Source organism: Streptomyces tsukubensis (genome assembly GCF_003932715.1).
GTDB classification, from domain to species: domain Bacteria; phylum Actinomycetota; class Actinomycetes; order Streptomycetales; family Streptomycetaceae; genus Streptomyces; species Streptomyces tsukubensis.
Map to the genome: position 1 here is coordinate 7033742 of NZ_CP020700.1, position 23930 is coordinate 7057671.

The 23930-nt window shown below is 69.6% G+C and carries 23 protein-coding genes, 1 tRNA gene and 2 pseudogenes; 14 read left to right on the forward strand and 12 right to left on the reverse strand.

The genetic code is table 11. The features are described 5' to 3' along the window. Window positions 1–536 precede the first annotated feature (536 nt). The 7 genes from B7R87_RS29275 (at window position 537) to B7R87_RS29305 (ending at window position 5184) form a co-directional block, all read left to right on the forward strand. Complete coding sequence (locus tag B7R87_RS29275; protein WP_130584743.1) at window positions 537–2399, forward strand: ATP-binding protein; 1863 nt, start codon at window positions 537–539, stop codon at window positions 2397–2399. A gap of 7 nt (window positions 2400–2406) precedes the next feature. Further along, the gene (locus B7R87_RS29280) at window positions 2407–2841 is read left to right on the forward strand and encodes a roadblock/LC7 domain-containing protein (RefSeq protein WP_006345396.1); all 435 of its coding nucleotides are present in this window, start codon (window positions 2407–2409) and stop codon (window positions 2839–2841) included. A 5-nt stretch (window positions 2842–2846) separates the two neighbouring features. Next, window positions 2847–3218 (forward strand): DUF742 domain-containing protein, encoded by a 372-nt coding sequence (locus tag B7R87_RS29285; protein WP_006345395.1) that lies wholly within the window; start codon window positions 2847–2849, stop codon window positions 3216–3218. Continuing rightward, the gene (locus tag B7R87_RS29290; RefSeq protein WP_130584744.1) at window positions 3196–3951 is read left to right on the forward strand and encodes a GTP-binding protein; all 756 of its coding nucleotides are present in this window, start codon (window positions 3196–3198) and stop codon (window positions 3949–3951) included. The genes B7R87_RS29285 and B7R87_RS29290 overlap by 23 nt, the downstream gene beginning before the upstream one ends. Beyond that, window positions 3948–4532, forward strand: a complete 585-nt coding sequence (locus B7R87_RS29295) for a GAF domain-containing protein (protein ID WP_006345393.1) — start codon at window positions 3948–3950, stop codon at window positions 4530–4532. The genes B7R87_RS29290 and B7R87_RS29295 overlap by 4 nt, the downstream gene beginning before the upstream one ends. A gap of 71 nt (window positions 4533–4603) precedes the next feature. Then, window positions 4604–4972, forward strand: coding sequence for an MmcQ/YjbR family DNA-binding protein (locus tag B7R87_RS29300; protein ID WP_006345392.1), 369 nt, complete (start codon window positions 4604–4606; stop codon window positions 4970–4972). A 138-nt stretch (window positions 4973–5110) separates the two neighbouring features. Continuing rightward, window positions 5111–5184, forward strand: a tRNA-Pro gene (locus B7R87_RS29305). Between the two features lie 88 nt (window positions 5185–5272). On the opposite strand, the gene B7R87_RS29310 is transcribed toward B7R87_RS29305, so the two are convergent. Both B7R87_RS29310 and B7R87_RS34310 read right to left on the reverse strand, forming a co-directional pair. Next, entirely contained in the window at window positions 5273–6481 is a 1209-nt protein-coding gene (locus B7R87_RS29310) for a tyrosine-type recombinase/integrase (protein ID WP_006345391.1), read from the reverse strand. Further along, window positions 6481–6813 (reverse strand): helix-turn-helix domain-containing protein, encoded by a 333-nt coding sequence (locus B7R87_RS34310; protein WP_332903362.1) that lies wholly within the window; start codon window positions 6811–6813, stop codon window positions 6481–6483. The genes B7R87_RS29310 and B7R87_RS34310 overlap by 1 nt, the downstream gene beginning before the upstream one ends. 41 nt (window positions 6814–6854) lie before the next feature. Here B7R87_RS34310 and B7R87_RS29320 point away from each other — a divergent pair. Next, window positions 6855–7103 (forward strand): annotated as a pseudogene (locus tag B7R87_RS29320) (hypothetical protein); the annotation flags it as partial. A 218-nt stretch (window positions 7104–7321) separates the two neighbouring features. Here B7R87_RS29320 and B7R87_RS29325 read toward each other — a convergent pair. The 5 genes from B7R87_RS29325 to B7R87_RS29345 all read right to left on the reverse strand — a co-directional run bounded on the left by B7R87_RS29325 (window position 7322) and on the right by B7R87_RS29345 (window position 12380). Beyond that, complete coding sequence (locus B7R87_RS29325; RefSeq protein ID WP_187144651.1) at window positions 7322–7789, reverse strand: hypothetical protein; 468 nt, start codon at window positions 7787–7789, stop codon at window positions 7322–7324. Window positions 7790–8116: 327 nt separating this feature from the next. Next, on the reverse strand, window positions 8117–9862 hold the full coding sequence (locus B7R87_RS29330; protein ID WP_006345387.1) for an FG-GAP-like repeat-containing protein: 1746 nt from the start codon (window positions 9860–9862) through the stop codon (window positions 8117–8119). Window positions 9863–9870: 8 nt separating this feature from the next. Continuing rightward, window positions 9871–11178, reverse strand: coding sequence for a peptidoglycan DD-metalloendopeptidase family protein (locus tag B7R87_RS29335; RefSeq protein ID WP_040913177.1), 1308 nt, complete (start codon window positions 11176–11178; stop codon window positions 9871–9873). Window positions 11179–11727: 549 nt separating this feature from the next. After that, window positions 11728–11880, reverse strand: a complete 153-nt coding sequence (locus B7R87_RS29340) for a hypothetical protein (protein WP_157997813.1) — start codon at window positions 11878–11880, stop codon at window positions 11728–11730. A 143-nt stretch (window positions 11881–12023) separates the two neighbouring features. Next, window positions 12024–12380 carry a hypothetical protein gene (locus B7R87_RS29345; RefSeq protein WP_006345385.1) on the reverse strand — a complete coding sequence of 119 codons (357 nt, stop codon included), beginning with the start codon at window positions 12378–12380 and terminating at the stop codon, window positions 12024–12026. A gap of 147 nt (window positions 12381–12527) precedes the next feature. Here B7R87_RS29345 and B7R87_RS29350 point away from each other — a divergent pair, with 147 nt between their 5' ends. The 5 genes and pseudogenes from B7R87_RS29350 to B7R87_RS29370 all read left to right on the forward strand — a co-directional run bounded on the left by B7R87_RS29350 (window position 12528) and on the right by B7R87_RS29370 (window position 19162). Next, the gene (locus B7R87_RS29350) at window positions 12528–13520 is read left to right on the forward strand and encodes a LuxR C-terminal-related transcriptional regulator (protein WP_006345384.1); all 993 of its coding nucleotides are present in this window, start codon (window positions 12528–12530) and stop codon (window positions 13518–13520) included. A gap of 427 nt (window positions 13521–13947) precedes the next feature. Next, window positions 13948–14346: a hypothetical protein gene (locus tag B7R87_RS29355; protein WP_130584745.1), complete on the forward strand. Its 399-nt coding sequence runs from the start codon at window positions 13948–13950 to the stop codon at window positions 14344–14346. Between the two features lie 10 nt (window positions 14347–14356). Then, window positions 14357–14545 (forward strand): annotated as a pseudogene (locus B7R87_RS29360) (transposase); the annotation flags it as partial. A 635-nt stretch (window positions 14546–15180) separates the two neighbouring features. Continuing rightward, on the forward strand, window positions 15181–17529 hold the full coding sequence (locus B7R87_RS29365; protein WP_006345381.1) for a discoidin domain-containing protein: 2349 nt from the start codon (window positions 15181–15183) through the stop codon (window positions 17527–17529). A gap of 412 nt (window positions 17530–17941) precedes the next feature. Beyond that, window positions 17942–19162, forward strand: coding sequence for an LLM class flavin-dependent oxidoreductase (locus B7R87_RS29370; protein ID WP_006345380.1), 1221 nt, complete (start codon window positions 17942–17944; stop codon window positions 19160–19162). 321 nt (window positions 19163–19483) lie between these two features. On the opposite strand, the gene B7R87_RS34195 is transcribed toward B7R87_RS29370, so the two are convergent. From B7R87_RS34195 to B7R87_RS29380, 3 genes are all read right to left on the reverse strand, one after another. After that, entirely contained in the window at window positions 19484–19618 is a 135-nt protein-coding gene (locus B7R87_RS34195) for a hypothetical protein (RefSeq protein ID WP_269847469.1), read from the reverse strand. Beyond that, window positions 19609–19770, reverse strand: a complete 162-nt coding sequence (locus B7R87_RS29375) for a hypothetical protein (RefSeq protein WP_157997814.1) — start codon at window positions 19768–19770, stop codon at window positions 19609–19611. The genes B7R87_RS34195 and B7R87_RS29375 overlap by 10 nt, the downstream gene beginning before the upstream one ends. An 858-nt stretch (window positions 19771–20628) precedes the next feature. Beyond that, complete coding sequence (locus B7R87_RS29380) at window positions 20629–21603, reverse strand: hypothetical protein (protein WP_006345379.1); 975 nt, start codon at window positions 21601–21603, stop codon at window positions 20629–20631. 145 nt (window positions 21604–21748) lie between these two features. Here B7R87_RS29380 and B7R87_RS29385 point away from each other — a divergent pair, with 145 nt between their 5' ends. Beyond that, complete coding sequence (locus B7R87_RS29385) at window positions 21749–22192, forward strand: hypothetical protein (protein WP_130584747.1); 444 nt, start codon at window positions 21749–21751, stop codon at window positions 22190–22192. Window positions 22193–22238: 46 nt separating this feature from the next. On the opposite strand, the gene B7R87_RS29390 is transcribed toward B7R87_RS29385, so the two are convergent. After that, window positions 22239–22748 carry a hypothetical protein gene (locus tag B7R87_RS29390; RefSeq protein ID WP_006345378.1) on the reverse strand — a complete coding sequence of 170 codons (510 nt, stop codon included), beginning with the start codon at window positions 22746–22748 and terminating at the stop codon, window positions 22239–22241. 33 nt (window positions 22749–22781) lie between these two features. Further along, on the reverse strand, window positions 22782–23861 hold the full coding sequence (locus B7R87_RS29395) for a DNA polymerase III subunit beta family protein (protein WP_040913176.1): 1080 nt from the start codon (window positions 23859–23861) through the stop codon (window positions 22782–22784). Window positions 23862–23930 lie beyond the last annotated feature (69 nt).

Here is a 23930-nt window from a genome sequence, read left to right on the forward strand (position 1 = left end):
CGCCGCCTTCCGGATCACCCGCCCGGGTGAGTGACGCTCCGTGTCGGGTGCCCGGCGGCGGGCGATTCCCTTACGCCCCCGACCCGGAGCGCCGCGATTCCCCGGCCGGTACGGGACGGGGCGAGCGCCCCCGCGCGCGGCCGGAGCCCCCGAGGACACCCAGGGCACCCCGCCCGCCCTGCCCGCCCCGTCCGGCCGACGGCGACCGAAGGGCCGGGCGGGAGCGCCGTACCCGCCGCTCCCGCCGAGGATCCGGCGCGGACCGCCCCGGCACCGTGGCGACCGGCCCGCCCCCGGGACGGATTCGCGCTGGGGTGCGAGCCCTCATACCAGAGCGGGACGAACGGCGGTCAACTTCGGCAACTGCCCTCCGCGCCCCACCCCGGCGCGACTACCGTGTGTTGCCGGTGATCAACAACGTGTGTCATCTCGGAGGCCGTGAAACGCCGTGAGCCGACCAGCGGGACCCGGTCACCGTGCCCATCACCCAGTACGCGGTACGCCGAGGCCTGGGGAACCACGCACCGAGGACACGGATGTCTCAACAACGCCCACCCGACCCCCGGACCGGCGGCCGTGACGGCGGCGGACGGCACGGCAGGCAGACCGCCCGGCCCGGGCCGCGGGCGGACGGACCCCGGCCCGCGCGGACCCGCCCCCCGTACCCGGCCCCCGGTCTGCGCCCGCAGCTGCTGCGCACGGCGGTCCTCCCGACGCTCGCCGCCGCACTGAGCGGCGCCACGGCCGTGGCGTTCACCGTCCAGACCACCGGTGCCCAACCCTCCGCCGGCCTCTGGGCCACCCTGGCCGCCTCCGCCCTCCTCGCCATGGCCTCCGTCGCCGCCGCCGCGATCGGCGCCGACCGGCTGGCGACCGCCGTGCTGTCCCACGCCGCCGCTCTGCGCCGTACCGCCGAACGCGACCAGACCGAGCTGGCGGCCGTCGTCGAGAGCATCCGCCGCGGCGAGGGGCCCCCTCCGGCCCGCACCCCCGCCCCCGAGGCCTCCGGCGACGACGAATTCGACCTGCTCGCGCGGGAGCTGGGCCGGCTCGGCCGGACCGCCGTCGCCGCCGTCGTCCAGGCGTCCCGGCTCTCCACCAGCGTCGGCAACGAACAGAAGGTCGAGGTCTTCGTCAATCTGGCCCGACGGCTCCAGTCGCTGGTCCACCGGGAGATCCAGCTCCTCGACGATCTGGAGAACGAGGTCGAGGACCCGGAACTCCTCAAGGGCCTCTTCCACGTCGACCACCTCGCCACCCGCATCCGCCGCCACGCCGAGAACCTCGCGGTCCTCGGCGGGGCCGTATCACGCCGGCAGTGGTCCAACCCCGTCACCATGACCGAGGTCCTGCGGTCCGCCATCGCCGAGGTCGAGCAGTACCCCCGGGTCAAACTCGTCCCGCCGATCGACGGCACCCTCCGCGGCCACGCCGTCGCCGACGTCATCCACCTCCTCGCCGAACTGGTCGAGAACGCCACCCTCTTCTCCGCCCCCCACACCCAGGTACTGCTCCGCGCCCAGTACGTCACGGCCGGGCTCGCCGTCGAGGTCGAGGACCGCGGCCTCGGCATGCCCTCCGACGAACAGGCCAGGATGAACGCCCTCCTCGCCGACCCCGACCAGGTGAACGTCGCCCATCTCCTCCAGGACGGGCGCATCGGACTCTTCGTCGTCTCCGCCCTCGCCCGCCGACACGGAATCGCCGTACGGCTCCGGACCAACATCTACGGTGGCGTGCAGGCCGTCCTCGTCCTGCCGCAGGGGCTCCTCGGCACCGACCCGGAGGGACTGCGGACGGGCAGCAGCCTCGCGGCGTCCCCCTCGGGCCGCACCCGCCGGTCCCGTACCCGCCCTGACGCACCGCTCCCCGTACCCGCAACCGTCCCGGCACCGGCCGGCGAGGGCGGGACGGGACTCCGGCCCGCGCCGCACCCCGTACCCCGGCCCGCCGGGCCGCTGCCCGTCCGCACCGAGAACCCCGCCCGCCGCAACCCGGCCACCGCCGCACTCACGGGCGCCCCGCAACGCCCGCTCCGCACCCTCGCCGAGCAGGACTTCCCCCGCTACGAACCGGTCTACGAACCCCGCCACGCCGCCCCGGCCGGGCCCGGGGAACCCGAGCGGCCCCGGCTGCCCCGGCGGCGCATCCAGGAACACATCGTTCCGCAGCTGCGGACACCCCCGCCGCCCCGGCGGCCCGACGAGAACGCCGTCCACGACCCCGGACTGATGGCCGCCTTCCAGCGCGGCATCACCCTGGCCGAAGCCGCGGACGCCGAACACCGCCAGGAGCGGCAGCACCCGTCCCCGCCGCCCCTCGAAACCCCGACCGCCTCGCACGCCCCCCCGACCGCGCCCGGCGATCCGCGGCGCAACGACCCCACCACCAAGGAGTAGATGCACGATGGCGAGCGACGTGCCGAACGGCCCCGTGCCGGATCTCGACTGGCTGCTCAGCGGCCTCGTCCAGCGTGTGCCGTACACCCGGAACGCAGTCCTGCTCTCCTCCGACGGACTCGTGAAGTCGGTCCACGGCCTCGACCAGGACGCCGCCGACCATATGGCGGCCCTCGCCTCCGGCCTCTACTCCCTGGGCCGCAGCGCCGGTGCCCGCTTCGGCGACGGGGGCGAGGTCCGCCAGGTGGTCGTCGAACTGGACTCCACCCTGCTGTTCGTCTCCACCGCGGGCTCCGGCACCTGTCTCGCGGTGCTCGCGGGCCGCGAGGCCGATGCAGCCGTCCTCGGCTACGAGATGGCGATGCTGGTGAAGAGCGTACGGCCGTATCTGATCACCCCGGCCCGCCAGCAGGCCGGACCCGTCGGCGTCCCGGGGCACTGAGGCCGGTGCCGCTTCCCCTCGACCGCCCGTTGCTCGACGACGCGGCGGGCAAACTGATCCGTCCGTACACCGTCAGCGGCGGCCGTACCCGCCCCACCGCCGCACTGGACCTGCTCAGCCTGGTCCTGGCGACCGGAGCCGCCCCCGGCGCACAGACCGGCCCCGAACACCTCCAGGCGCTCGCCCTGTGCCGCGGCGCCCTCACGGTCGCCGAACTCTCGGCCCATCTGAAACTGCCCGTCGCCGTCACCAAGGTCCTCGTCTCCGACCTCGTCGACGGGGGAGCGATCACCGTGCGGCCACCGCACCACCACGACCACCCCACCGACCGTTCTCTGCTGGAGGCAGTGCTCGATGGCCTACGACGACGGCTGTGAACCGGACGGCCCACCGATCCGGACCCCGGTCCCGCCCGCGGGCCGGGGGACCGAAAACGCCCGGTACGGCTCCGCGGCGCCGTACCCCGCCGCTCCGGACCCGGCCCGCGGCCCCGCCGGAGGCCGCCCGCGGCCCGCCGGGGGCCGTGACTCCTTCCCCGCCGCGCTGAAGATCCTCGTCGCGGGCGGGTTCGGCGTCGGCAAGACCACGTTCGTGGGCGCCGTGAGTGAAATCGACCCCCTGAGCACCGAGGAACTGCTCAGCCAGGCCGGTGTCACCACCGATCACCTCGACGGAATCGAATCCAAGACCACCACGACCGTCGCCATGGACTTCGGCCGGATCACCCTCGACGACCGCCATGTCCTCTACCTCTTCGGCACCCCCGGCCAGGAACGCTTCTGGTTCATGTGGGACGAACTGTCCGAGGGCGCGCTCGGCGCGGTCGTCCTCGCCGACACCCGGCGGCTGGCGGACGCCTTCTCCGCGGTCGACTTCTTCGAGGCCCGCGGCATCGGTTTCGCCGTCGCCGTCAACGAATTCGACGGTTCCTACCGCTACGACGCCGAGGAGGTGCGCACGGCGATGGACCTCAAGCCCGATGTGCCGATCGTGCTGTGCGACGCCCGGATCGCCAGCTCCGGTATCGGCACCCTGGTCACCCTGGTCCAGTACCTGCTGACGGCCGCCGCGGTCCCGGCCTCCGCCCGGACCTGGGGGGTGACCTCGTGATCTACGACCCGACCAGCAGCCTGCTGCTCACCCCGGTCGACCGCGAGGCACCGGAGCGGACCAGACGGCTGCGGACCCTGGGCCTCGGCGACCGTCCGGACGCCTGCTTCGACGCCTTCGCCCACCGGCTGGCCGACGTCTTCGCCGCCCCGTACTCCATCGTGAACTTCATCGACGAGAACCGTCAGTTCTTCGCCGGGCTGCACACCCCCGCGGACACCCACCGCGGCAGCGACCTCACGGCGACGGCCGCGGCCGCCGCGGGCTCGTCCGGCGGCGTCGGCCGGGTCATGGCCCGCGACCACGGCTACTGCCCCCATGTGGTGGTCCGCCGCAAGGCCCTGGTCCTGGAGGACGTCTGCGACTACCCCCGGTTCGCGGGCAACCCCGTCGTCGACGAGATCGGCGTCCGCTCCTATCTCGGCGCCCCGCTGATCGACCGTACGGGTATGACGCTCGGCACCGTCTGCGTCGTCGACACCGAGCCCCGGCCGTGGGGCCGGGCGGGCCTGGAGAACATCAAGGCCATGGCCGGAGAGCTGGTGGAGGAGATCCACCGCCGCGAGGAGGGCCTGATCTGATCCGTACGGTACGGGCTCCCGCCCCGCCGTTCCCGGGAGCGGGTGTCGGTGCCGCGTCGTACCGTCGTGCCATGGCCACCGCCGACGACGTACGCCGTATCGCACTCTCCCTGCCCGGTGCCCTGGAGAAGCTCGCCTGGGGCCTGCCGACCTTCCGGCTGGCCGACCGCGGCCGGGTCTTCGCCGCCCTCGACGAGGACGACCGCTCGATGGGGGTGAAGTGCCCCAAGGACGAGCGGGCCGAGCTGATCGCCGCCGAACCGGACAAGTTCTTCCTGCGCCCCGGCCACGACGACAACTACGCCTGGATGCGGGTCCGCCTGGCGGCCCTGGACGACGACGCCGAGCTGTACGCGATCCTGCTGGACTCCTGGCGCCAGGCAGCCCCCCGCACCCTCCTCACGGCCCACCCCGACCTCGCGGCCCCACCCGTCCCCTGAGCCTCGTGCACCGCGACTGACCGTGACCGCCCGATCGTGCCGTGTCACGCCCGGTAAGCCGTTCGTGACCACGGCTCGGAGTGCGGTATTGTTCTCATGCGCGTTCGGCCCGGGGGAAACCCCAGGTCAGACGGGTAACGGGACGTGGCGCAGCTTGGTAGCGCACTTGACTGGGGGTCAAGGGGTCGCAGGTTCAAATCCTGTCGTCCCGACTTGTGTTTTCGCAGGTCGCAGGCGGTATCGGAGTAATCCGGTGCCGCCTTTCCGCCGTTCTTGGGGACCAGTTGGGGACCACATGGTCTAGCGGCGCCTTCCGGGGGCTGGTTGGACGGCGAGGCTGAGGGGTGCGCGTACGGGGTTGAGGTGGGCGGTGAGGGCTGTTCCGGCGCCGGTGATCTGGGACATGTCGGGGTGGAGGTAGCGCTGGGTGGTGAGGAGGGATCCGTGTCCGGCGATTTTGCGCAGCACGTGGGCGGGGACGCCGGCGTCGGCGAACCAGGTGAGTCCGGTGTGGCGTAGATCGTGGCGCCGCAGATGTTCGAGGCCGAGTGAGGTGACGACTTCGTCCCAGTGGGTGGCGTCGCGCAGGACGGCGGTGGAGATGGGCCCGCCACGAGGCCCGGTGAAGAGCCGCGCGTCGGGGTCGGGGCCTGCGGCGACGAGCGGCCGGATCTCTTCCACGATGGGGATATGGCGGGCGCGCTTGCCTTTGGTGTTCTTGTCGACGAGTCCGCCGGGTGCGGGAGTGGTCTGCCGACGGACGGTCCATATCCAGTTGGTGGTGTCGATGTCGCACACGCGGACGCCGGAGACCTCACCGATGCGGGCCGCGGTCGCGGCGGCGAAGACGACGACCTCCCCCCACCCCTGGTAGTGGCCGTGGGAACGCTCCACGAGCGCCCGGGCGAGGCGGAGGAGGGTGGGCCAGTCGGGCAGGGCGAGGGCGCGGGGGTTGTCGAGTTCGTCCTCGGCCTGTTTGTACTCGCGCTGCCAGCCGGTGACTCGGGCCGGGTTGACCGTGATCAGCCCGTCCCGGACCGCCTGTTCCATGACACGGACCAGAACGGCCAGGCTGTTCTTCACGGTCGAGCGGCTCTGCTCGTCGGCAATCCAGCCGTGAACGGTGCGGTCGACGGCACCGTTGGTGATCAGCCGGACGGGGAAGTGCCCGAGGGCGGGGACCACCCGGCGGCGCCAGCCCGCGAGATACGGGTCGCGGGTTTTCAGCTCCAGGCCGCGCAGCGCCAAATCCATGGTGGCCGTGCCGTATTCGGCCAGGGACATGGTGGCCACGTTCGGGGCGATCCCGGCTTCCGCGGCTTTGAGGATGCCGGATATCCACTCCTCGGCTTGGTCGTGGGTGTCCTTTCCTTCGGAAAGCGATCGGCGGCGCTTGGTTGCGGGGTCGAACCAGCGGACCCGGGCACGGTAGGGCGAGGGGCGGTCGGGGCGGTGCTCGATGTCGCCGGCCACCCGCACCCCGAGCGGGACAGACTCGGTGTAAGCCATCAGCTCACCGCACCGGGCGTGACACGGCGTTCAACGAGCCAGGCCTCCACATCGCGGGCGCTGTAGAGGACGACACGCCCGGTCACCGGGACGTACGGGGGGCCTTGCCGGGGATGCGCGGTTCGCCATCGCCGGAGAGTCGACGGATCGACACGCAGGAGGCAGGCGAGCTCCGCGGTCGAGTACCAGGCACCGGACAGCTGTCCGTCCGGCACAGTGTGGGGGGGGGATATGTCGGATGGAGTCGAACGGGAATGTGTGGAGTCCTGAGAAGAGGGTCGGCCGGATAGCAGTGAGCGGGTGGACGAAGGGTGCGTGTGCGGGTAGTTCACCCTTCAAATCTCCGTAAGATCCCCGATTACGGAAACCGGCGATCACCTGCTATAAGGCCACCCACAGGCGTCAGGAAGGCCAATATCCAACGGACGCAGAGGCGAACGTGCAGGGCTTCGTCGAGGCGCATATGGAGATCATGCTCGGGGTGTGGTTCCTGGCGAACGAGTACAGCACGGGGGCGGTTCACGGCGGACGGATCGACTCGCTGGATTTGGACGAGAACGGCGCGCCGGTGATCGTGGAGTGCGAGCGGGCGACGGATGCCAGGGTGATCCACCAGGGCCTGACGTGCGCGGACGACGTCGGGCTCGGGAACGCGCGGCTCCAGTGGGCTGGCGGTGCGCCCTGAGCGCTCGGTGGTAGCGTCCGGCGAGATGCGCAGGCGGGGGTAGCTGCGGGATCCGGCAACCCATCGAAGGGGCCGCCCCTTGGCCACCTTGCCGGCCGCAAGCCGTATGGCGGCTTGGGCATTCCCCAGTCGGACGATCGTGGATTCGGGTCCCACTACCGCGATCGGATTTCCTCCATGGCCTTCTTCAGTTCGGCCGCCGCGTCGCGGTAGACCGACAACAGGTCGAGGTCGTCCGACGGATAGTTGGCGATCTTCACCTGTGTCGCCCCGGAGTCGGGCAGGACCGTGCCGGTCGACATGTGGGCGTTGTCCAGGACGAGCGCGGGCTTCATCGCCGACAGCTCCGAGAGCCGGCCCGGAGTCACTGCCTCGGGGCCGTACATGTCGGCGGTGGTGGCGCCGGCCAACTCCGCCGCCCACGTGGTGAAGACGTGGCTAACGACGGCCGGGCTCCTGCTGCCGGGCCAGGCCGCCCGGAGGTCCTTGTTCAGCTTGGCGTACTCGGCGTCGAAACCCTTCTTCCACTGCGCGGCGATGTCTTCGGTGCCGAAGAGCCCGGCCAGTCGGGCGACTTCGGCGCTCAGCTTCTCCGGGTCGTTGTCGAGGTCCACCTCAGCCACGGCATTCACCCGCCCGTGCCGGCAGACCACCTCACGCATCCGTATGTCCGCCCCGCCCATCGCATGTCCCCCGATCCCTCCGTGGCGCAGCGGCTCCAGCCGCGTTTCAGCCCGGTCATCGAGGTAGTCGGACGACGGGAGTGTCGGGTTCCCCGGTGATTTCCCGTGATGTCCGGGGCGAGCCCATCGGCGGGTGGTGCCGGAGCCGTTCCTTCTGATCGCTCGGCTGACTGCCTGACTGACGAAGCGCGACGTCGATGCCCCGGGCCGGAGCCTGGGGCATCAGCGTCGTGAACTGGACTGTGAGAGAAGGGGCGGGGCGTGGTTTCAGCGCAGTAGGTCCGTGGTGGAGAAGTCCTGGCCGGCCTTGACCATGGCGGCGAAGGTGGCGTTCCCGTTCAGCCTTCCGGTTCCTGCGTAGAACTGGAGGGTTCCCGCGTTGTCCCTGGCGAGGAGGTCCGGTTTTCCGTCCCCGTTGACGTCGCCGGGGGCGAACACGGTGTTGTAGACCTGCCAGCCGTGGCCGATCTGGGTTCGGGCCTCCAGCGTGCCCGTCCCGGTTCCGGGGAACACGAACAGGGCTCCGGCGGTGTCTCGCGCGACGACATCGGCCTTGCCGTCACCGGTGACGTCACCGGGGGTGAGCACCGTGTCGTACACGCCCCAGCCCTGCCCGATGCGGATCTTGGCATCGACCGTGCCGTCACCGTTGCCCGGGACGAGGTACAGGTCGCCGTTGTCGAAGGCGACAAGCAGGTCGGCGAGGCCGTCCCCGTCCATGTCGGGTGTGGAGTTCAGCGCTGTCGCGGCCGACCATCCCCAGCCGACCTTCCGGGGTGTGGAGAAGAACAGTTCGGTCGTGTGGCCGGGGTGGAAGTGGAGATCACCGGCGTGGTCGATCGAGTACAGGTCCTCGCCACCGCCGTTGTGGTCGGTGCCGCGGCCGATCAGACGGAGGTCGCTCATCCCGGCGCCCACTTTGCAGGGGACGGGGGCGAGTACGCCGTTGGGGCGTCCGAAGTGCCGCCAGAGGTCGCCTGACGCGTCGCGACGCAGCATGTCCGCCAGGCCGTCGTCGCGGTTGTTGCAGAAGGACCAGGTGGCGGCGCCCCGGTAGGCGTGGTGGTCGGAGACCGAGGAGGACAGCGCCTGGACGTCCCCGGCCACGTTCTTGAAGTGGTCCTTGCTGAGGAAGATGTAGTCGAGTTTGGCCGCCGGGTCCGGGGCTTTCGCCACCAGCGTGGGGGCGCCGGAGCGGCAGTGGCCCGAGGGAGGGCTGAGGGCGGTGCACCCCGCGGTGAAGCGGCTCGCGTCCGTCTCGTCGGCCTCGAGGAACCGGCCCGCACCACCGGAGTGGCTGTAGAAGGAGTCGAGGACCGGCGAGAGTGGCGCGTCGGCCTGGCCGCCGCTGTACCGGGGGTTGAAGTCACCGCCCAGAACGACCGGCATGCCCTTGTCGATCCAGGTGTTCGCCACGGTCGCGAGCTTCACGGCCTGCTGCTTCGCGACGGTCGTGCTGTCGGAGTACAGGTGCACCGAGCAGCTCCGGGTGGTGATTCCCTGGAGCGGCGCGTCGACGCAGAGGGTCGTCCAGCGCTCCGTGCCCCCCTCCAGCCCTGTGGCCAGATCGACGACCTGGGGGTTGGCGGCGGGTCCCTTGGTGAAGACGGCGAGGCCGTAGTCGCCCTCCACGGGGTTCGCAGCGGTGTCGTCCTTGCAGAGGTCCTGGGAGTTGTCCCTGGCGGGGGTCTGGGTCTCCGTGAAGGAACCGGAGTACCCGAGCGTCCCCAGCCTGGCCTCCAACGCGTTGAACTGCGAGCGGCAGACCTCCTGGAGAAGGACGACGTCCGACTTCCAGCTCACGGTCTCGTCGTACACCTTCTGGACGCGGGGGGCGACCTCGTCGGGGGTGGAGCTGCACTTCTCCCAGTTGCCGCAGATGTTGTAGCTGAGGAAGCGCAGCACGGGTGCGGATGCCGGGCTGACCGTGTCGGCCTGGGCGGGGAAGGAGAGCGGTGCGATCAGGCCCGCCAGCGCGAAGATGCCGGCGACCGCGGCTCGACGAATGTGCATGGCGGTCCTCAGGCGTAGATGTTGTAGCCGAAGCCGATCTTGGTGGGGCCGGTGAACGTGCCGTCACCGATGCCCATGTGGCTCCAGAGGTCGCCGTTGGCGTCCCGGGCGATGAGGTCGGCGACACCGGTCTTGTTGATGTCACCGGGGCCGGTGAGGGCGTTGTACTTGTTCCAGCCACCGCCCAGGTCAGTGCGACCGGTGAACGTGCCGTCGCCCTTGCCCATGTACGAGTACAGACGGCCGTCGGTGCCGCGGGCCAGGAGGTCGGGGTTGCCGGTCTTGTTGATGTCCCCGACGCCGACGATCGTGTCGTACTGGTCCCAGCCGAAGCCGATCTTGGTGGGGCCGGTGAAGGTACCGTCGCCGACACCCATGTGGGCCCACAGATCACCGTTGGCGTCACGGGCCACGATGTCCGCGACACCGGTGTTGTTGATGTCGCCCGCGCCCACGATCAGGTTGTACTTGTTCCAGCCACCGCCCAGGTCAGTGCGGCCGGTGAACGTGCCGTCGCCCTTGCCCATGTACGAGTACAGACGGCCGTCGGTGCCGCGGGCCAGCACGTCGGGGTTGCCCGTCTTGTTGATGTCCCCGACACCGATAATCACGTCGTACTGGTTCCAGCCACCGCCCAGGTCAGTGCGGCCGGTGAACGTGCCGTCGCCCTTGCCCATGTACGAGTACAGACGACCCGCGGTATCACGGGCGAGATAATCCCCGACCCCGTTGTTGTTGATGTCACCCACTCCGATCACCGGAGGCACCCCCGCGGCCATCGGAGGCTTTGTCTCGCCGCAGTTCTTGCTGACGAACTCCTGTGTCCCGCCGTTGTACGCGACTCCGTCGAAGGTGACGGCCTGGCCCACACCGTTGAGGGTCTCCTCGAAGTGCAGATGTGCGCCCTGGGAGTTGCCGGTGTTGCCGACCTTGCCGACGGTCTGGCCAGCCGCGACCGTCGCGCCCGCGCTGACGTCGACCGCGGACAGGTGCGCGTAGTGAGTGGTCCAGCCGCCGCCGTGGTTGATGCGGACGTGTATGCCCGCCCAGCCTCCGCTGTCTCCGGCGACCTCGACCGTTCCTGCGGCACTGGCCGACACGGGCAGCCCCGTGTCGTCGCCGGGGTACCGGTTGAGGTCGACGGAGTTGCTCGGGTTGTGGCCCGGGTAGGTACTGGCGGTCCACGTCTCCCCGCAGGGGGCCGGGAGCTGGAAGTCGGGGCGTCCGGCGGCGTGGGAGCCGGAGGTGCCGAGGGTGAGCGTTCCCGCTGAGATCGCCACGACGAGGGCGGCGTTGAGGAATCGGCGCACAGGCATGGGAATTCCTTCGCTGAGAGAGTCTGGGGACTGGTGGATCAGTGGGGCGCGGCGGAGGTCCGGAGCGGACCGTGTGGCCGCCGCTCGTGTCGCTGGGTGGAGCTGTGTTCTCGACGGCCGTGGAGCCGGAAGTCAGCTGTAGATGTCGTACCCGTAGCCGATCTTGGTGGAGCCGGTGAAAGTGCCGTCATCTGTGGCCATGTGGCCCCGAGGTCACCGTTGGCGGTACGGGCGATGGGGCAGGGGGCGGACCCCGGCACGGGAGGAAGGCTCGAAGTGCTCCGGGCGGCCGGCGACCGAGCCGGGGGGCCGGTGTTCCGTGCAGTCAGCTCGGCCTTGTCGTCTACCGTCACTCGCCCTTCGGGCAGGCGCTGCTGCGTTCCGGACGGCACGGGGCGTGTCGTTGGCGCGGTGCGCGGTGAAGTCGTGCGTGCGCCGGGCGTCGCCGTGGTGGTGTGAGCCGCGGCCGCGTGCCGGAGCTGACGGACTTCATGAGCGGGTTCCTCCGCGTGGTGCGGCGTCGGTGAGGCTTGGGCACAGGCCCGGTGACTATCCCCAGATCATGTTGTCGTTGGGCTTGGCGTCGGACACAGTGTCGGAGGGAGGACCGTTACCGGCCTGGGCCGACGAGAGGTGGACGGCCGAGGCGGCGAGGGAGAGAGTCGCCGCCGCGACGGCCCTGACGAGAACGGTGCGAAGCATGGCTGTGGTCCTTGGCGCGTGAAGTGATGGGTGGTCCGGTGACCGCGTCCCGCGGTGACGCTTTTTCCGGTGGTGTGATCCAGCGCGGTGTTCCTGGTTGGCAGATTCAGCTTCTTCACAGTTCAGGCTGGGTGGAAGAGCAATCAGGTGGACGGAATGGGCCGTGGACGGTTCTGTCCAGCGAGGCCGGGGGAGGACAGCAGACGTTCGTAGAGGGGAGTCATCAAGGGGACCGTGGCGCTTACGAGTTCCCATGCAGTGAGGGATGGTTCCGTCGTGAGGACGCGGCGGAGGAACGCCTCTGCGCGTGACTCCGCCTCGTCCAGCGAGTCCGCGAGGAGGAAGACGCCGATCACGGGATGCGGCCGGGCGTGGGGGTGCGTGACCACATGCTCGACACGCTCGTCGGGCCGGGCGGCGGAGAGGAACAGCTCGCTCGGATGTGCAGGGAGAACCGCGTCCGGCACGAGCGGCCGGAACGCGGCGTGGATCAGATGCATGGCAGCGAGGTTCCCAAATCACCCAACGGGTTCACAGAGCGCCGCTGATAGCGTTTCCGGCCGTGGCCGCAACCGTCCACCGCCAGGACCTGCGGTTCTTCCACAGATTCGTACCATGATCAGCATCTGATAAGAGGGGGGAACTGTATGCTCAGCGCACTCGGCCTCGATGCCATGTCGGAAGCCGTGTACCGCGGCATGCTCGCTCATCCACAAGAAGGAGTGGCCTCCCTGGCCGAGCGTCTCGCAACCACCGAGACTGCCGTCCGTCAGGCCCTGGACACCCTGAGCGAGCTGTCGCTGCTGCGTCAGTCCGGAGAACAGGAAGGAAGACTGCGAGCCGTCTCCCCAGACATCGGGATGGAGATCCTGATGGCACGACAGCAGGCCGAGCTCGCCTCCCAGCAGATGCGGATCGAAGCCTCCCGCGCCGCAGCGGCCCAGCTCATCGCCGAGTACGCCGATCTACGCCCCGCCAGCACGAACCCGGGTGTCGAACAACTCATCGGCATCGACCAGATCCGCGACTGCCTGGCACGGTTGACCCGCGAGGTCCAGGAAGAGGTCATGACCTTCGCACCAGCCGGTGCGCAGAAGCTCGAACACATCGAGGCGGCTCAGCCCCTCGACCGCGACCTGCTGGAGCGCGGCATCCGGATGCGCACCGTCTACCTGGACAGCATTCGCAACAGCCCCCACACCGTCACTTACGTGAACTGGCTCGCTGAACTCGGGGGGCAGGTCCGCACCGTCCCCTCACTGCCCACCCGCATGATCGTGGTCGACCGTACCACCGCCGTGATCCCTGTGAGCAGCGACGACACCGCGGCAGCCGCCGTCGTTCTGACCGGCCAGGGCACGCTCACGGCACTCTGCGCGCTGTTCGAGCACATCTGGGACGCGGCCCGGCCCCTGGGCAACAAGGCCGGTACCAACGACCTGGGGCTGAGCCCGCAGGAGCAGAGCGTCATAGACCTCCTCGCCAAGGGCTGCACTGACGAAGCCATCGCCAACCGCCTCGGCGTGTCCCCCCGGACTGCCCGCCGCCTGGCCAGCGACCTCATGGAACGCCTCGGTGCACGAAGCCGTTTCGAGGCCGGCGTCCGCTCGGTCCAGCAGGGCTGGCTCCCCGCCCACTGACCTGAGGCCACCCTCGCCACACCGACCTCACCGCAACAAACCAGCGCCCAGACGCCACACCGGCGGTCCGCGCCCCTGCTCGTCGCAGGTTTCAGCGTCCACCTCGACCTCGCGCTGAACACGCTGTGCTGGCCGGACGGCGACCGCCGGGCCGCCCACGGGTATCTCGGCCGGCTCACCGAGAACGCCGCCAGCGCGACGTGTGACCGCGACGGAGCAGACGTTCGACCGAGACGTCCCCCCGGCGAGGGCCTGCTGCCCCGTCTCACCGTCGACAAGTGCAGGATGGTAGGTCGCGTTCATCGCTTTTGTGCGCAGGTGTGAGGGGTGACCGGCGGGCAAGAGGGATGAATGCAGGATGGGGTTCAAACGGCTAGGTGTGTTGTTCGGGGAGGTTGGTGCCCTGTCGGTACGGGAGACTCAGGTCATGGAGGGGATCTTTCGACTGCGGCGCCAGACCAACCGCTGGGCGCGTTTCGCTGAGGTCAGCGTGCGCCTGGTCCCGGCGGCGAGTGCCGGGGTCGTGGTTCGTGCGGACGTACTTCGCTGGAGTCACCCGTCAGCTGCCGTTGGCAGTGCCGAGGCGGAAGCGCGAGAGGGCGCCTGGTACGCGTTGAGGGGACTGCCCGCCGGTGTCCGCAGCCTGCTGGTGGAGGTCACAGAGATTGCAATCGCTCCTGCGGATACCGGTCCGGGCGACGTGAAGTTCGCTGCTGCCCATGCCGTCTGGCAAGCGTTGGGGTACCTGCCGCCCCGTCCGCCGTTCACGGGCGAGGACGGAAACCCGGTGTTTCCGGTGGCGGAAACTCCTGAGCAGGGTCTGTGATGATCTTGGCGTGGGACGTGGAGACCTGACGGACGAGCAGTGGGCTCGGCTGGAGCCGTTGCTGCCGGTGGGCAAGAAGCCAGGGAGGCCTCGGGTCTGGCCTCGGCGGCGGTTGATCGACGGCATACGGTGGCGAACCCGCACTGGGGCTCCGTGGCGTGACCTGCCTGAACGCTTCGGCCCTTGGGACCGGGTCTATGACCCATCGTCGGGAACGACCCACCTACGGAGAGGGACGGGTGTGCATACGGCCCGGATGTCGTTCTCGGTCGTGACCGTATCCATCTGATGGTGACGTTCGTGCTGGTGATGTGCGGGGCGGTCGGCGGATCCGTGTGCGCGATGTGCGCCCGCTCCCCCGCGGGGCTGCCGGGGAGTGCTCGCCGCTGGTGAACGAGGCGAGCAGAGGGCGTTCGCCGTCCGGGCGGCATGGGTGGTGTGGGTTTCATCCGGCGGAGGGGTCGGCTTCGCGTACAAGGGCGGAGGTTTTGCGTCAACTCGCTTGTTCTGCACCCGAGTTAATGTGCGACGAACTTATGTTCAAGGGGTTCACAGCGGACTCACAGCCGATGTCGGCGCTTCACCGTTCCCTTTCCGCTCCCGCGGTCTGCCCAGGAGGTCCGATTGCAGCCCAGACGTATCTCCGCTCTCCCCCGAGCGTTACGCCGTTCCCCTCTGCTCATCGCCTTTGCCCTCGGCTCGTTGCTCGTCGGGGCCACGCCATGGCTCGGCGTGGCGAGTACCGGGCCGGGCGGCGGCCCCGACGGGGCAGCGCTCCGGCCGGCGTCCGCACCAGTCGGCCAGCAGGCGGCGAAGGCGTCGCCGCACCATGCCGTGGCCCCGGCGAACGCCATGGAGCCCGCGGCTCCGCTACTCGACCGGACCGGATGGACCGTCACGGCGAGCGATGAGGAGACCGCCGCCGAGAACGGCCGCGCGGCCAACGTCCTCGACGGCAATGCGGCCACCATCTGGCACAGCAGGTATGCCGGCACCTCGGCCCCGCTGCCGCACAGCATCACCATCGACATGAATCGCACGGCGGTCGTCTCCGGCCTCGTCTACCTGCCCCGCAACGACGGCCCCAACGGGCGCGTCGGCGAGTACAGCATCAGCATGAGCGCGGACGGGCAGAACTGGGGCAGTCCCGTCGCCACCGGCACCCTCGCGGACGACGCCGCCGCCAAGACCCTCGGATTCGCCCCGACGGGCGCCCGGTTCGTCCGCCTCACCGCCGTCACCGAGGCCGGCAACCGCGGCCCCTGGACCACCGCCGCCGAGCTCAACCTGCTCGGCGACCCGGGAACCCCGGCCGCCACCGTCGACCTGCCCCGCACCGGATGGACGGCCACGGCGAGCGATGAGGAGACCGCCGCCGAGAACGGCCGCGCGGCCAACGTCCTCGACGGCAATGCGGCCACCATCTGGCACAGCAGGTATGCCGGCACCTCGGCCCCGCTGCCGCACAGCATCACCATCGACATGAACCGCACCACGGCCGTCTCCGCCCTCGTCTACCAGCCCCGCAACGACGGCCCCAACGGGCGCGCGGGCGCGTACACCGTTACCACCAGCACCGATGGGACCACCTTCGGCACCCCGGTCGCGGCGGGTACCTGGCGCGACGACGACACCGTCAAGACCGCCACCTTCACCCGCACCGCGACCGCCCGCTACGTACGCCTGACCGCGACCGGCGAGGCCGGCAACCGCGGGCCCTGGACCACGGCCGCCGAGATACGCCTGAGCGGACCGGCCAACCCGGCCACGCACGGCGCCTGGGGCCGGATCACCGGATTCCCCCTCGTACCGGTGGCCACCGCCGTCCTGCCCGGCGACAAGCTCCTGGCCTGGTCGGCGTACTCGGTCGACCGCTTCGGCGGCAGCAACGGCTACACCCAGACCGCGATCCTCGACCTGAAGACGGGCAAGGTCACCCAGCGCCGCGTCGACAACACCGGCCACGACATGTTCTGCCCGGGCATCGCGATGCTCGCCGACGGCCGGGTCCTGGTCACCGGCGGCAGCAACGCGGAGAAGGCCAGCATCTACAACCCGGCCACCGACACCTGGTCCGCGACCAGCAACATGAACATCGCCCGCGGCTACCAGTCGATGACCCTGCTCTCCACCGGCGAGGCCTTCGTCCTCGGCGGGTCCTGGAGCGGAGCCCCGGGTGACAAGGCCGGCGAGGTCTGGTCCCCGAACACCTCCACCTGGCGCAAGCTCCCCGGCGTCCCGGCCACTTCGACCATGACCGCCGACCCAGCCGGACCCTACCGCGCCGACAACCACATGTGGCTGTACGCCACTTCGGGCGGCAAGGTGCTCCAACTCGGCCCGAGTAAGCAGATGAACTGGATCACCACCGCCGGGAACGGCAGCATCACCCCGGCCGGCCCCCGCGCCGACAGCCAGGACGCCATGACCGGCAACGCCGTCGCGTACGACATCGACAAACTGCTCACCCTGGGCGGCTCGCCCGCGTACGACAACGTGCCCGCCACCCGGCGCGCGTACACCGTGAGCGTCAACGGCGGCCAGGTCCAGGCCGCGCGTACGGGCGACATGGACCAGGCCCGCGCCTTCGCCAACAGCGTCGTCATGCCCGACGGCAAGGTCGCCGTCTTCGGCGGCCAGTCGTACCCCGTGCCGTTCAGCGACGCCACCTCCGTACTGACCCCCGAACTGTGGGACCCGGCGACCGGCAGCTTCACCCCGCTCGCCACCATGGCCATCCCGCGGAACTACCACAGCGTGGCAAACCTGCTGCCCGACGGCCGGATCTTCTCCGGCGGCGGCGGCCTCTGCGGCGACTGCGCCACCAACCACGCCGACGGAGCCGTGTTCACCCCGCCGTACCTGCTCAACGCGGACGGCTCACCCAAACCGCGTCCCGCCATCACCGGCGGCGTACCGTCCCAGGCCGCCGCGGGCACCTCGCTCACGGTCACCACCGGCGGCCCGGTGGCCTCCTTCGTGCTGATGCGGGCGGCGGCCGCGACCCACTCCACCGACAACGACCAGCGGCGCGTCCCCCTGACCTCCACCCCCGCGGGCGCCAACACCCATACGGTCTCCATCCCGGCCGACAGGGGCGTCGTCCTCCCCGGCACCTACATGCTCTTCGCCCTCAACGCCCAAGGAGTCCCCAGCACCGCCCGCTTCATCACCATCCCCTGACCCCCACCATTCCCGACCACCACCTGAAACCCCCTCGCCCCGCCCCGTCATCGGGGCGGGGCGAGGGCGAACCCACCCCCGCGTGAGCGGGGGCCATGGTCCGGGTCGTGACCACGCCGAGGTGATCAGGGGGACCATCCCCGCCGGCGCGCGGGGGTGCGTGCCGTGCAGGGAATCCCGTCGCCCGTCGCGCCCGTTCTCCCGTACGACCGGGATCAGGGCGAGCGTACCGGCGGGATTCCTCAGGCGCCGGTGGCGGATTCGGTGGAGGTGCCGGCATCGCGCTGGGCGGGCAGGCTGTCGGCGGATGCGGAGACCTCGACCAGAACGGCCCGGAGACTGAGCACCACGCGAGGGCGCCCTTCAGCGGTGGGTCGCCTGGCCTGTATCTGATCTGACGGAAGGACATGAGATGCGTTTCGGAGTCTTCATGGCACCGTTTCACACTGCTCGGGGACAGAACCCCCTCACTGCTTTCGCACGGGACGTGGCCACCCTTCAGCAACTCGACGAGCTCGGCTACGACGAAGCCTGGATCGGCGAACACCACTCCGGCGGATCGGAGTTGATCGCCAGCCCAGAGATCTTCATTGCGCACGTCGCAGCCCAGACCAAACACATGAAGCTGGGAACCGGCGTGCTCTCTCTGCCGTATCACAACCCACTGTGGGTGGCGGACCGTGCGATCCTGCTCGATCACCTCACCCGGGGCCGATTCATGCTCGGCCTCGGCCCCGGCTCCCTCCCGACGGACGCGACGATGATCGGCATCGACCCGGTCTCACAGAGGTCTGCGCTGGAAGAGGACACCGAGGTCCTCATCCAGTTGCTCACCCAGGATGAACCCGTTACCAAGAAGACCGCCCGCTACAACCTCGTCGAAGCCAGATGTCAGTTACGCCCGTACACCACACCCTGCTTTGAAGTCGGCATCGCGGCGATCGCCTCGCCGTCCGGCCCACGGATCGCAGGCAAGCATGGGTTGGCGCTGCTGTCCATCGGCGCGACCATGATCGGCGACCTGGACATGCTCACCGCGCACTGGAGCGTGATGGAAGAACGATCCCATCAGTTCGGCACCATTATTGAACGCGCCGCATGGCGACTGGTCGGACCGATGCACATCGCCGAAACGAAAGAACAGGCCTACAAGGACGTCGCGTACGGACTCGACGACTGGTGCCGCTATTTGCAGTATGAAGCTGCGGTACCGCACTTCGAGCCCGGCGGCTCGACGCTGAAGGAACGCATCGACTGGATCAACGAATCCGGCGTTGGCGTCATCGGCACACCGGACGACGCGATCCGGCACATCCGACTGCTGCAAGAGCAGTCCCACGGCTTCGGCTGCTACCTCATGATGGCGCACGAATGGGCGAGGGCAGACGCGACCCGTCAGCACTTCGAACTGTTCGCGCAGCAGGTCGCCCCGCACTTTCAAGGCAGTCTCGAACGTCTCGACGCCGCACGAGCCCTCGCGGTCAGGCGCAGGGAGGCGCTGTACAGCCGCATGGGCGACGCGCTTGACGAGGCGAAGACCCGACATGCCGCCGAGCAGGCGGCCAGGGCTGACGGTCTGCAGCGACCCGGCCCCGACTTCGGAGAACACACCTCGGAGACACCTGAGCCCTGACGGTCCGCGAGAACAGAACTCCGGCGCCGGCCGTTGACCCGGCCCGGCCCGGTGGTCGCTCCGCCCGGGTTGCCGAACTGGCTCCGGCTCGCCCCGATCCGCGGTCATTCGCCCTGCCGTGAACCCGTCCGCCACCGCCAGGACGCGCCTCGCGTACCGCGGCGCCAGGGCCGGTTCCTCCACGGGAGTCTGACCGCGCGTCCCACCGGGGAGCCCCCCCCATGAACCATCGGCACGGACGGTTCGGCCGGGTGACGGGCCGGGACCCGCGCCTTCGGCCACCCGCCCCAGCCGATCGGATCCGCGACGACCGGGCGACCCTCAGCAGGGCCGGGGCACCCAGGTGCGGCTGCCGCGTTCGTAGTGGGAGGCGGAGCCGGGGAGGATCGCGTCCAGCGACAGCCACTCACCCGATTCGTCGAGAAGGTCCTGCTCGGCGGGCGGGTTCAGGTCCATCGGGCTGGGGGCCAGTCCAGGAGGACCAGGCTGTCGGTGACCTCGGTCACCCAGCCGAGGAACTCGCGGCCGTCATGCAGGGTGAAGCCGACCCGGTCGCATCTCTCGCAGCGTTCGACGAGGTATTCCTGGAGGGAGAGCGGATCCGGCATGCCCGCAGCATAGGTGGACCGCCTCGCAGGAGGACAGGCACGGGACGCAGGACACAGAGCGCAAAGCACACAGCGCAGGTCAGGAGAACGGGAGTCGGCGGGCGGAGCGGGCCCGTTCCGGGTAGGCACCGGCGCCTATCCGGGCGGAGGACGGGCGTGGGGCACCGCCCCGAGAAGCACCGATGCCGAGGTGGACCAGGACGACGACGGCCTGCCGCCCGGCCCGCCCCGGACCCACGCTCCGGTGAAGCGGACCTGATCGACTGGCCCCGCTCGATCCCCAGGGGGTGAACGCGACTGCGCGGCCGGGATGCCCGGCTCATGGCTGTGCTGGCGCGGACGGGACTGCCCGGGACTGCTGCGTGGTGAGATCGACCCGGTCGAGTTCCTGTTCGCCGAGGTCGTCCGCCGCCCGGCGACACGTAGCCCAGGGCGTTTCAATCGTCCCCTGCACGGTGCTTCAGCTGTTCTTCATCGCGGTCATTGTCCTCGCTGGCCTCTCACCCGTCCTCACCTGAGGCGTTTCTCAGGCCGGCCGCTTGGCCGGCCGCTGCGCGTGCCGGAGGTCGGGGCCGGCACCGGCTGACTGATCGCCGCCGTCCCGCTCGGCCCGTTGGAGGGAGCACTGGTCACGGCTCATTCAGCCAGAGGCAAGAACACCAAGCTGCACTCCTCGGTGAGCTGTACCCAACTGCGCTCACGCGATGTGGTGACGATGAGGGTTCCGCTGGACGCGGCGATGGTCAACCGCATGTGCACTCGCTGTGCGGAACGGGGTTTCCGGGCTCGGCCGACGACCGGGCTCGGCGTCTTTCTGGAGTCGCTCGGTGGACTTGGGCTCCTCTATCAGCTGCAGTCCTACACGGCACCCGAGAGGACGAGAGATGGAATGGCCATGAGGTAAAGGCCGCAGCTGATTTCCTGCGTTCGTGCCCCGAGGAATCGGATGAGGACGGGGAAGCTGCCCCCGACGCGCGGGAGGCCCGTGAGGATGCCGCACGGCTTCGGGATCTGGTGTTCTCCGCGTGGCGCGGGGCGGCGACAAGCTTGCACCGGGCGCAGGCGACTGCGGCGGAGTTTCCGTGGTTGGAGGAGTGGGCGAAGCCGAAGTTGGCCTTGAAGGAGCAGTACCTGGAGACGCTGCGGACGCAGGCGACGCAGTTCGTCTGCACGGACGGGCTTCTGACCGCCGCTGCGGTGGCCTGCATGGATGATCCGGAACTCCCGGTAGACGATGATGCGTTCGCGGTGCTCGGAAAGAGTCAGGAGATCACCAGTGGGCTGAAGTCGCTGTGGCGGCAGTGGCGCAGCAAAGCAGAGGACGGCTGGGGTCGTGCCGGCGAACGCTCGTACATTGCCTACAGCCTTGTGTACGGAATCCGGAGTAATCGGAAGGGGCGTGATCACGCCCTTGCCGGCGCTCGGGCCCTCATCGAGTCCTGGGAGGAACAGGCCCGAGCCGCCGCGTCGTTGCAGTCCGCCCCCGTCCGCCTGGTGACTGTCGGCCTGCCGGGGATCCGAGACGAAGGCAGCCACCGCGGCGGTGGGGGCTTCCTCGACGCACTGGATCCATGGACCATCGGCGTCCTGGTCACCTGTCTCACTGCTGCCGACTGGGGACGCCGTGTTGTCACTCTCCGAGTGCCCGCCGTCATCGCAGACCGGCTGACCGATCATGGAGCTCTCGTCGATGTTGAGGCGCATGCCGAAGGGGGCGGCCGGTCGGAGGCTCGTGAAGAGAACAGCCAGAGCCGTATCCGACCCGGAATTTTCGACGACACGCCAGTCTTCGACCGAATCCCCGTCACTGAGGACCACCTGCGTGTACTCCATACGGCTGTGTCTTACGCAGACCAGTTCTACGTCGTCTTCTCGCCGAGAGGGAGTCGAGACTCTGCCACACGCGGTCCTGCGGAAGCGGCTGGCCCAAGGCCGGCAGGGAGCCATCGTCGCCGGCCCATCGGACCTTCCCGCCGGTGTGATCGAGCCATGGGTGGCGGAGGTCGGGCCGAAGCCCGAATCGGGAGGAAGCTACTGGCCCCAGGACGTCCATGATGCACAGGACGCCCGGTTCGGCGAGGAACTGGGGCTCGCCGCAGGGGCACAGAAGGCCGCATGGCTGGCCTATGACGACCGCGACAGGGAACGCAACCTGCGCCTTCTCGCCATGGCCCGTGGCGTTCCCGACCTGCGGACCCTCGATGGTGGCCATGACCAGGACGGACATGCCCGCACTCTTCCCCGCGCGGTGTGGCGGGGGCTGCTCACCGACAGTCAGCTGGACCTTGAACCATGTGAACAGCCCAACGAGGACCGGTGGCGCGGCGGTAGCGGAGTTCCTCTGAGTGTCCTGGCCGGTGTCCAGGTCGTCGTTCTTGGAGACCAGGTGGGGACCGCACCGTCCAGCTGTCGGAGGTCATGACGTTGGTTACGCCGTCCCTCAATGGTGAGGGGTGCGTTCTTGTGCGTCACGCGGCGGAACCGGGCGCGGAGGCTCGCCGTGACCGGTCCCGCCCGGCGATGGCCTGGGCGACCTCTTGGACGGCGCCACGAAGAAGGTCACCGTAGGGACCCTGAGGAAGGCTGGGGGTGTGTGCTCTGGCCGCGTTGATGTGCTCGGTGGCGGCTTCGAAGGAGCCGAGCCGACGGTAGTTGTCGGCGAGGTTGAGGTGCAGGGAGGGGTAGAAGCCGGCGATGTGAAGGCCGGCGTGATGCTCCTGGACTCGCTGCTCGGTCACGGCATCGGCAGCGTCCAGGGCCCGGATGTCCCAGGCGAGGGCCTGGGCGGGATCTTCGTAGAGATCTGCCAGGTAGTGAGCGAGAGAGCAGCGGTGCAGCGGGTCACCGGTGACACCGATCGCGGACCACAGGCCCAGCAGTTTCCGGCGGGCGGAGGCGCCGTCACCGGATCTGCCCTCGGCGACGGCGTGGCCTATGGCCTCCATGGTCGGGTCGGAGCTGGTGGGTGCGGTGGTCATGGGCTGTTCCTCGGTGTCTCTCAGGCGGATTTCTCAGGCGGAGTGGTCGGACTTGATGGGCATGGCCAGGGTGGTGAGATCCCCGCGGTCGGCGGAGCGGATCGTGACGGGAAGGTCGTGTCCCCGCAGGTCGAGCAAGACGTCGGGGCCGATCGCGGTGCTCACGGCGGGATAGAACGTGGTGACCTCGAACCAGATCTGGAGGGCCTGGCCCGTCACCGTGGCCGGGAGCCAGATGTCCGAGTTTTCATCGGTTTCGTCATCCGCTGACCGGACGTGCATTCCGTGGTCGGAAACGTGCAGTGTGATGCGCTCCCCGGGCTGGTCTTCCAAGGCTCGCAGGAGCAGCTCCTTCGGCACCGTCACACGGGTAGTGACGTCGCCCAGTGGAGCGAGCATCAGCTGGTAGTCGGGGAATTCCTCGGGCAGCAACCGGCAGTGCCGGTCCTCCCGGCCGGCCACGCGGAGCCAGAGTCCGTGCGGCACCGCTTCCAGTCGCACCAGCGGACTGCGGCGGATCTCGGCAACCGCGACCCGCAGCTCGTTGCCGTTGACCGTGCCGGCCCACGTCTGCCCCGGTGCTTCAGCCGGCACCAGAGTTCGAGTGGAGAGCCGGTATCGGTCCGTCGCGGTCAGGGTGACCGCCTCATAGCTTGCCTCGATGCGCAGACCGGCGAGTGCCGGTATCCCGTGCTCATACGCGGTCGCGGTCAGGACCTGCTCGACCGCGTCCGCCAGCACAGGGCCCTTTACCGCTGCAATGGGCAGGCCTGGCACGTTGCCGAGCGCGGACTTGATGACAGCAGCCTTCTGCTGCGCGGCCGCCGCATTCCCAACGACCTTTGCGACATGCTCATCGAGTAGCCGGGATGCCTCATCAGCACCGGAACCAAGTACAGCCTCGACAGCGGTGAGGGGTATAGCGAGCTCGCGGAGCTGACGCAGCACGGTCGCCTGCACCACCTGGTCGGCGCTGTAGTAGCGGTAGCCCGAGACGGGGTCGACTTCGACAGGGCGCAGCAGCCCGGAGTCGGCATAGAACCGCAACGCACTGGAGGTCAGACCACTGCGTTGGGCGAAGGCCCCGATCGGCATCAGCTCATCATTTGGCACCGCGCCATCATCGAGCTTCAACCAACTCGAAGGTCAACACGAGCAGTGACACCAACCTCATGGCCAGCA

Coding starts and splice junctions, on each gene's coding strand:
- B7R87_RS29345 (WP_006345385.1), bottom strand. CDS start 12,380: ATGCATCTGATCCACGCCGCGTTCCGGCCGCTCGTGCCGGACGCGGTT.
- B7R87_RS29275 (WP_130584743.1), top strand. CDS start 537: ATGTCTCAACAACGCCCACCCGACCCCCGGACCGGCGGCCGTGACGGC.
- B7R87_RS29290 (WP_130584744.1), top strand. CDS start 3,196: ATGGCCTACGACGACGGCTGTGAACCGGACGGCCCACCGATCCGGACC.
- B7R87_RS29390 (WP_006345378.1), bottom strand. CDS start 22,748: ATGACCACCGCACCCACCAGCTCCGACCCGACCATGGAGGCCATAGGC.
- B7R87_RS29370 (WP_006345380.1), top strand. CDS start 17,942: ATGCGTTTCGGAGTCTTCATGGCACCGTTTCACACTGCTCGGGGACAG.
- B7R87_RS29335 (WP_040913177.1), bottom strand. CDS start 11,178: ATGCCTGTGCGCCGATTCCTCAACGCCGCCCTCGTCGTGGCGATCTCA.
- B7R87_RS29380 (WP_006345379.1), bottom strand. CDS start 21,603: ATGGAGTACACGCAGGTGGTCCTCAGTGACGGGGATTCGGTCGAAGAC.
- B7R87_RS29310 (WP_006345391.1), bottom strand. CDS start 6,481: ATGGCTTACACCGAGTCTGTCCCGCTCGGGGTGCGGGTGGCCGGCGAC.
- B7R87_RS29330 (WP_006345387.1), bottom strand. CDS start 9,862: ATGCACATTCGTCGAGCCGCGGTCGCCGGCATCTTCGCGCTGGCGGGC.
- B7R87_RS29300 (WP_006345392.1), top strand. CDS start 4,604: ATGGCCACCGCCGACGACGTACGCCGTATCGCACTCTCCCTGCCCGGT.
- B7R87_RS29375 (WP_157997814.1), bottom strand. CDS start 19,770: ATGCCGGATCCGCTCTCCCTCCAGGAATACCTCGTCGAACGCTGCGAG.
- B7R87_RS29340 (WP_157997813.1), bottom strand. CDS start 11,880: ATGCTTCGCACCGTTCTCGTCAGGGCCGTCGCGGCGGCGACTCTCTCC.
- B7R87_RS29350 (WP_006345384.1), top strand. CDS start 12,528: ATGCTCAGCGCACTCGGCCTCGATGCCATGTCGGAAGCCGTGTACCGC.
- B7R87_RS34195 (WP_269847469.1), bottom strand. CDS start 19,618: ATGGACCTGAACCCGCCCGCCGAGCAGGACCTTCTCGACGAATCGGGT.
- B7R87_RS29355 (WP_130584745.1), top strand. CDS start 13,948: ATGGAGGGGATCTTTCGACTGCGGCGCCAGACCAACCGCTGGGCGCGT.
- B7R87_RS29280 (WP_006345396.1), top strand. CDS start 2,407: ATGGCGAGCGACGTGCCGAACGGCCCCGTGCCGGATCTCGACTGGCTG.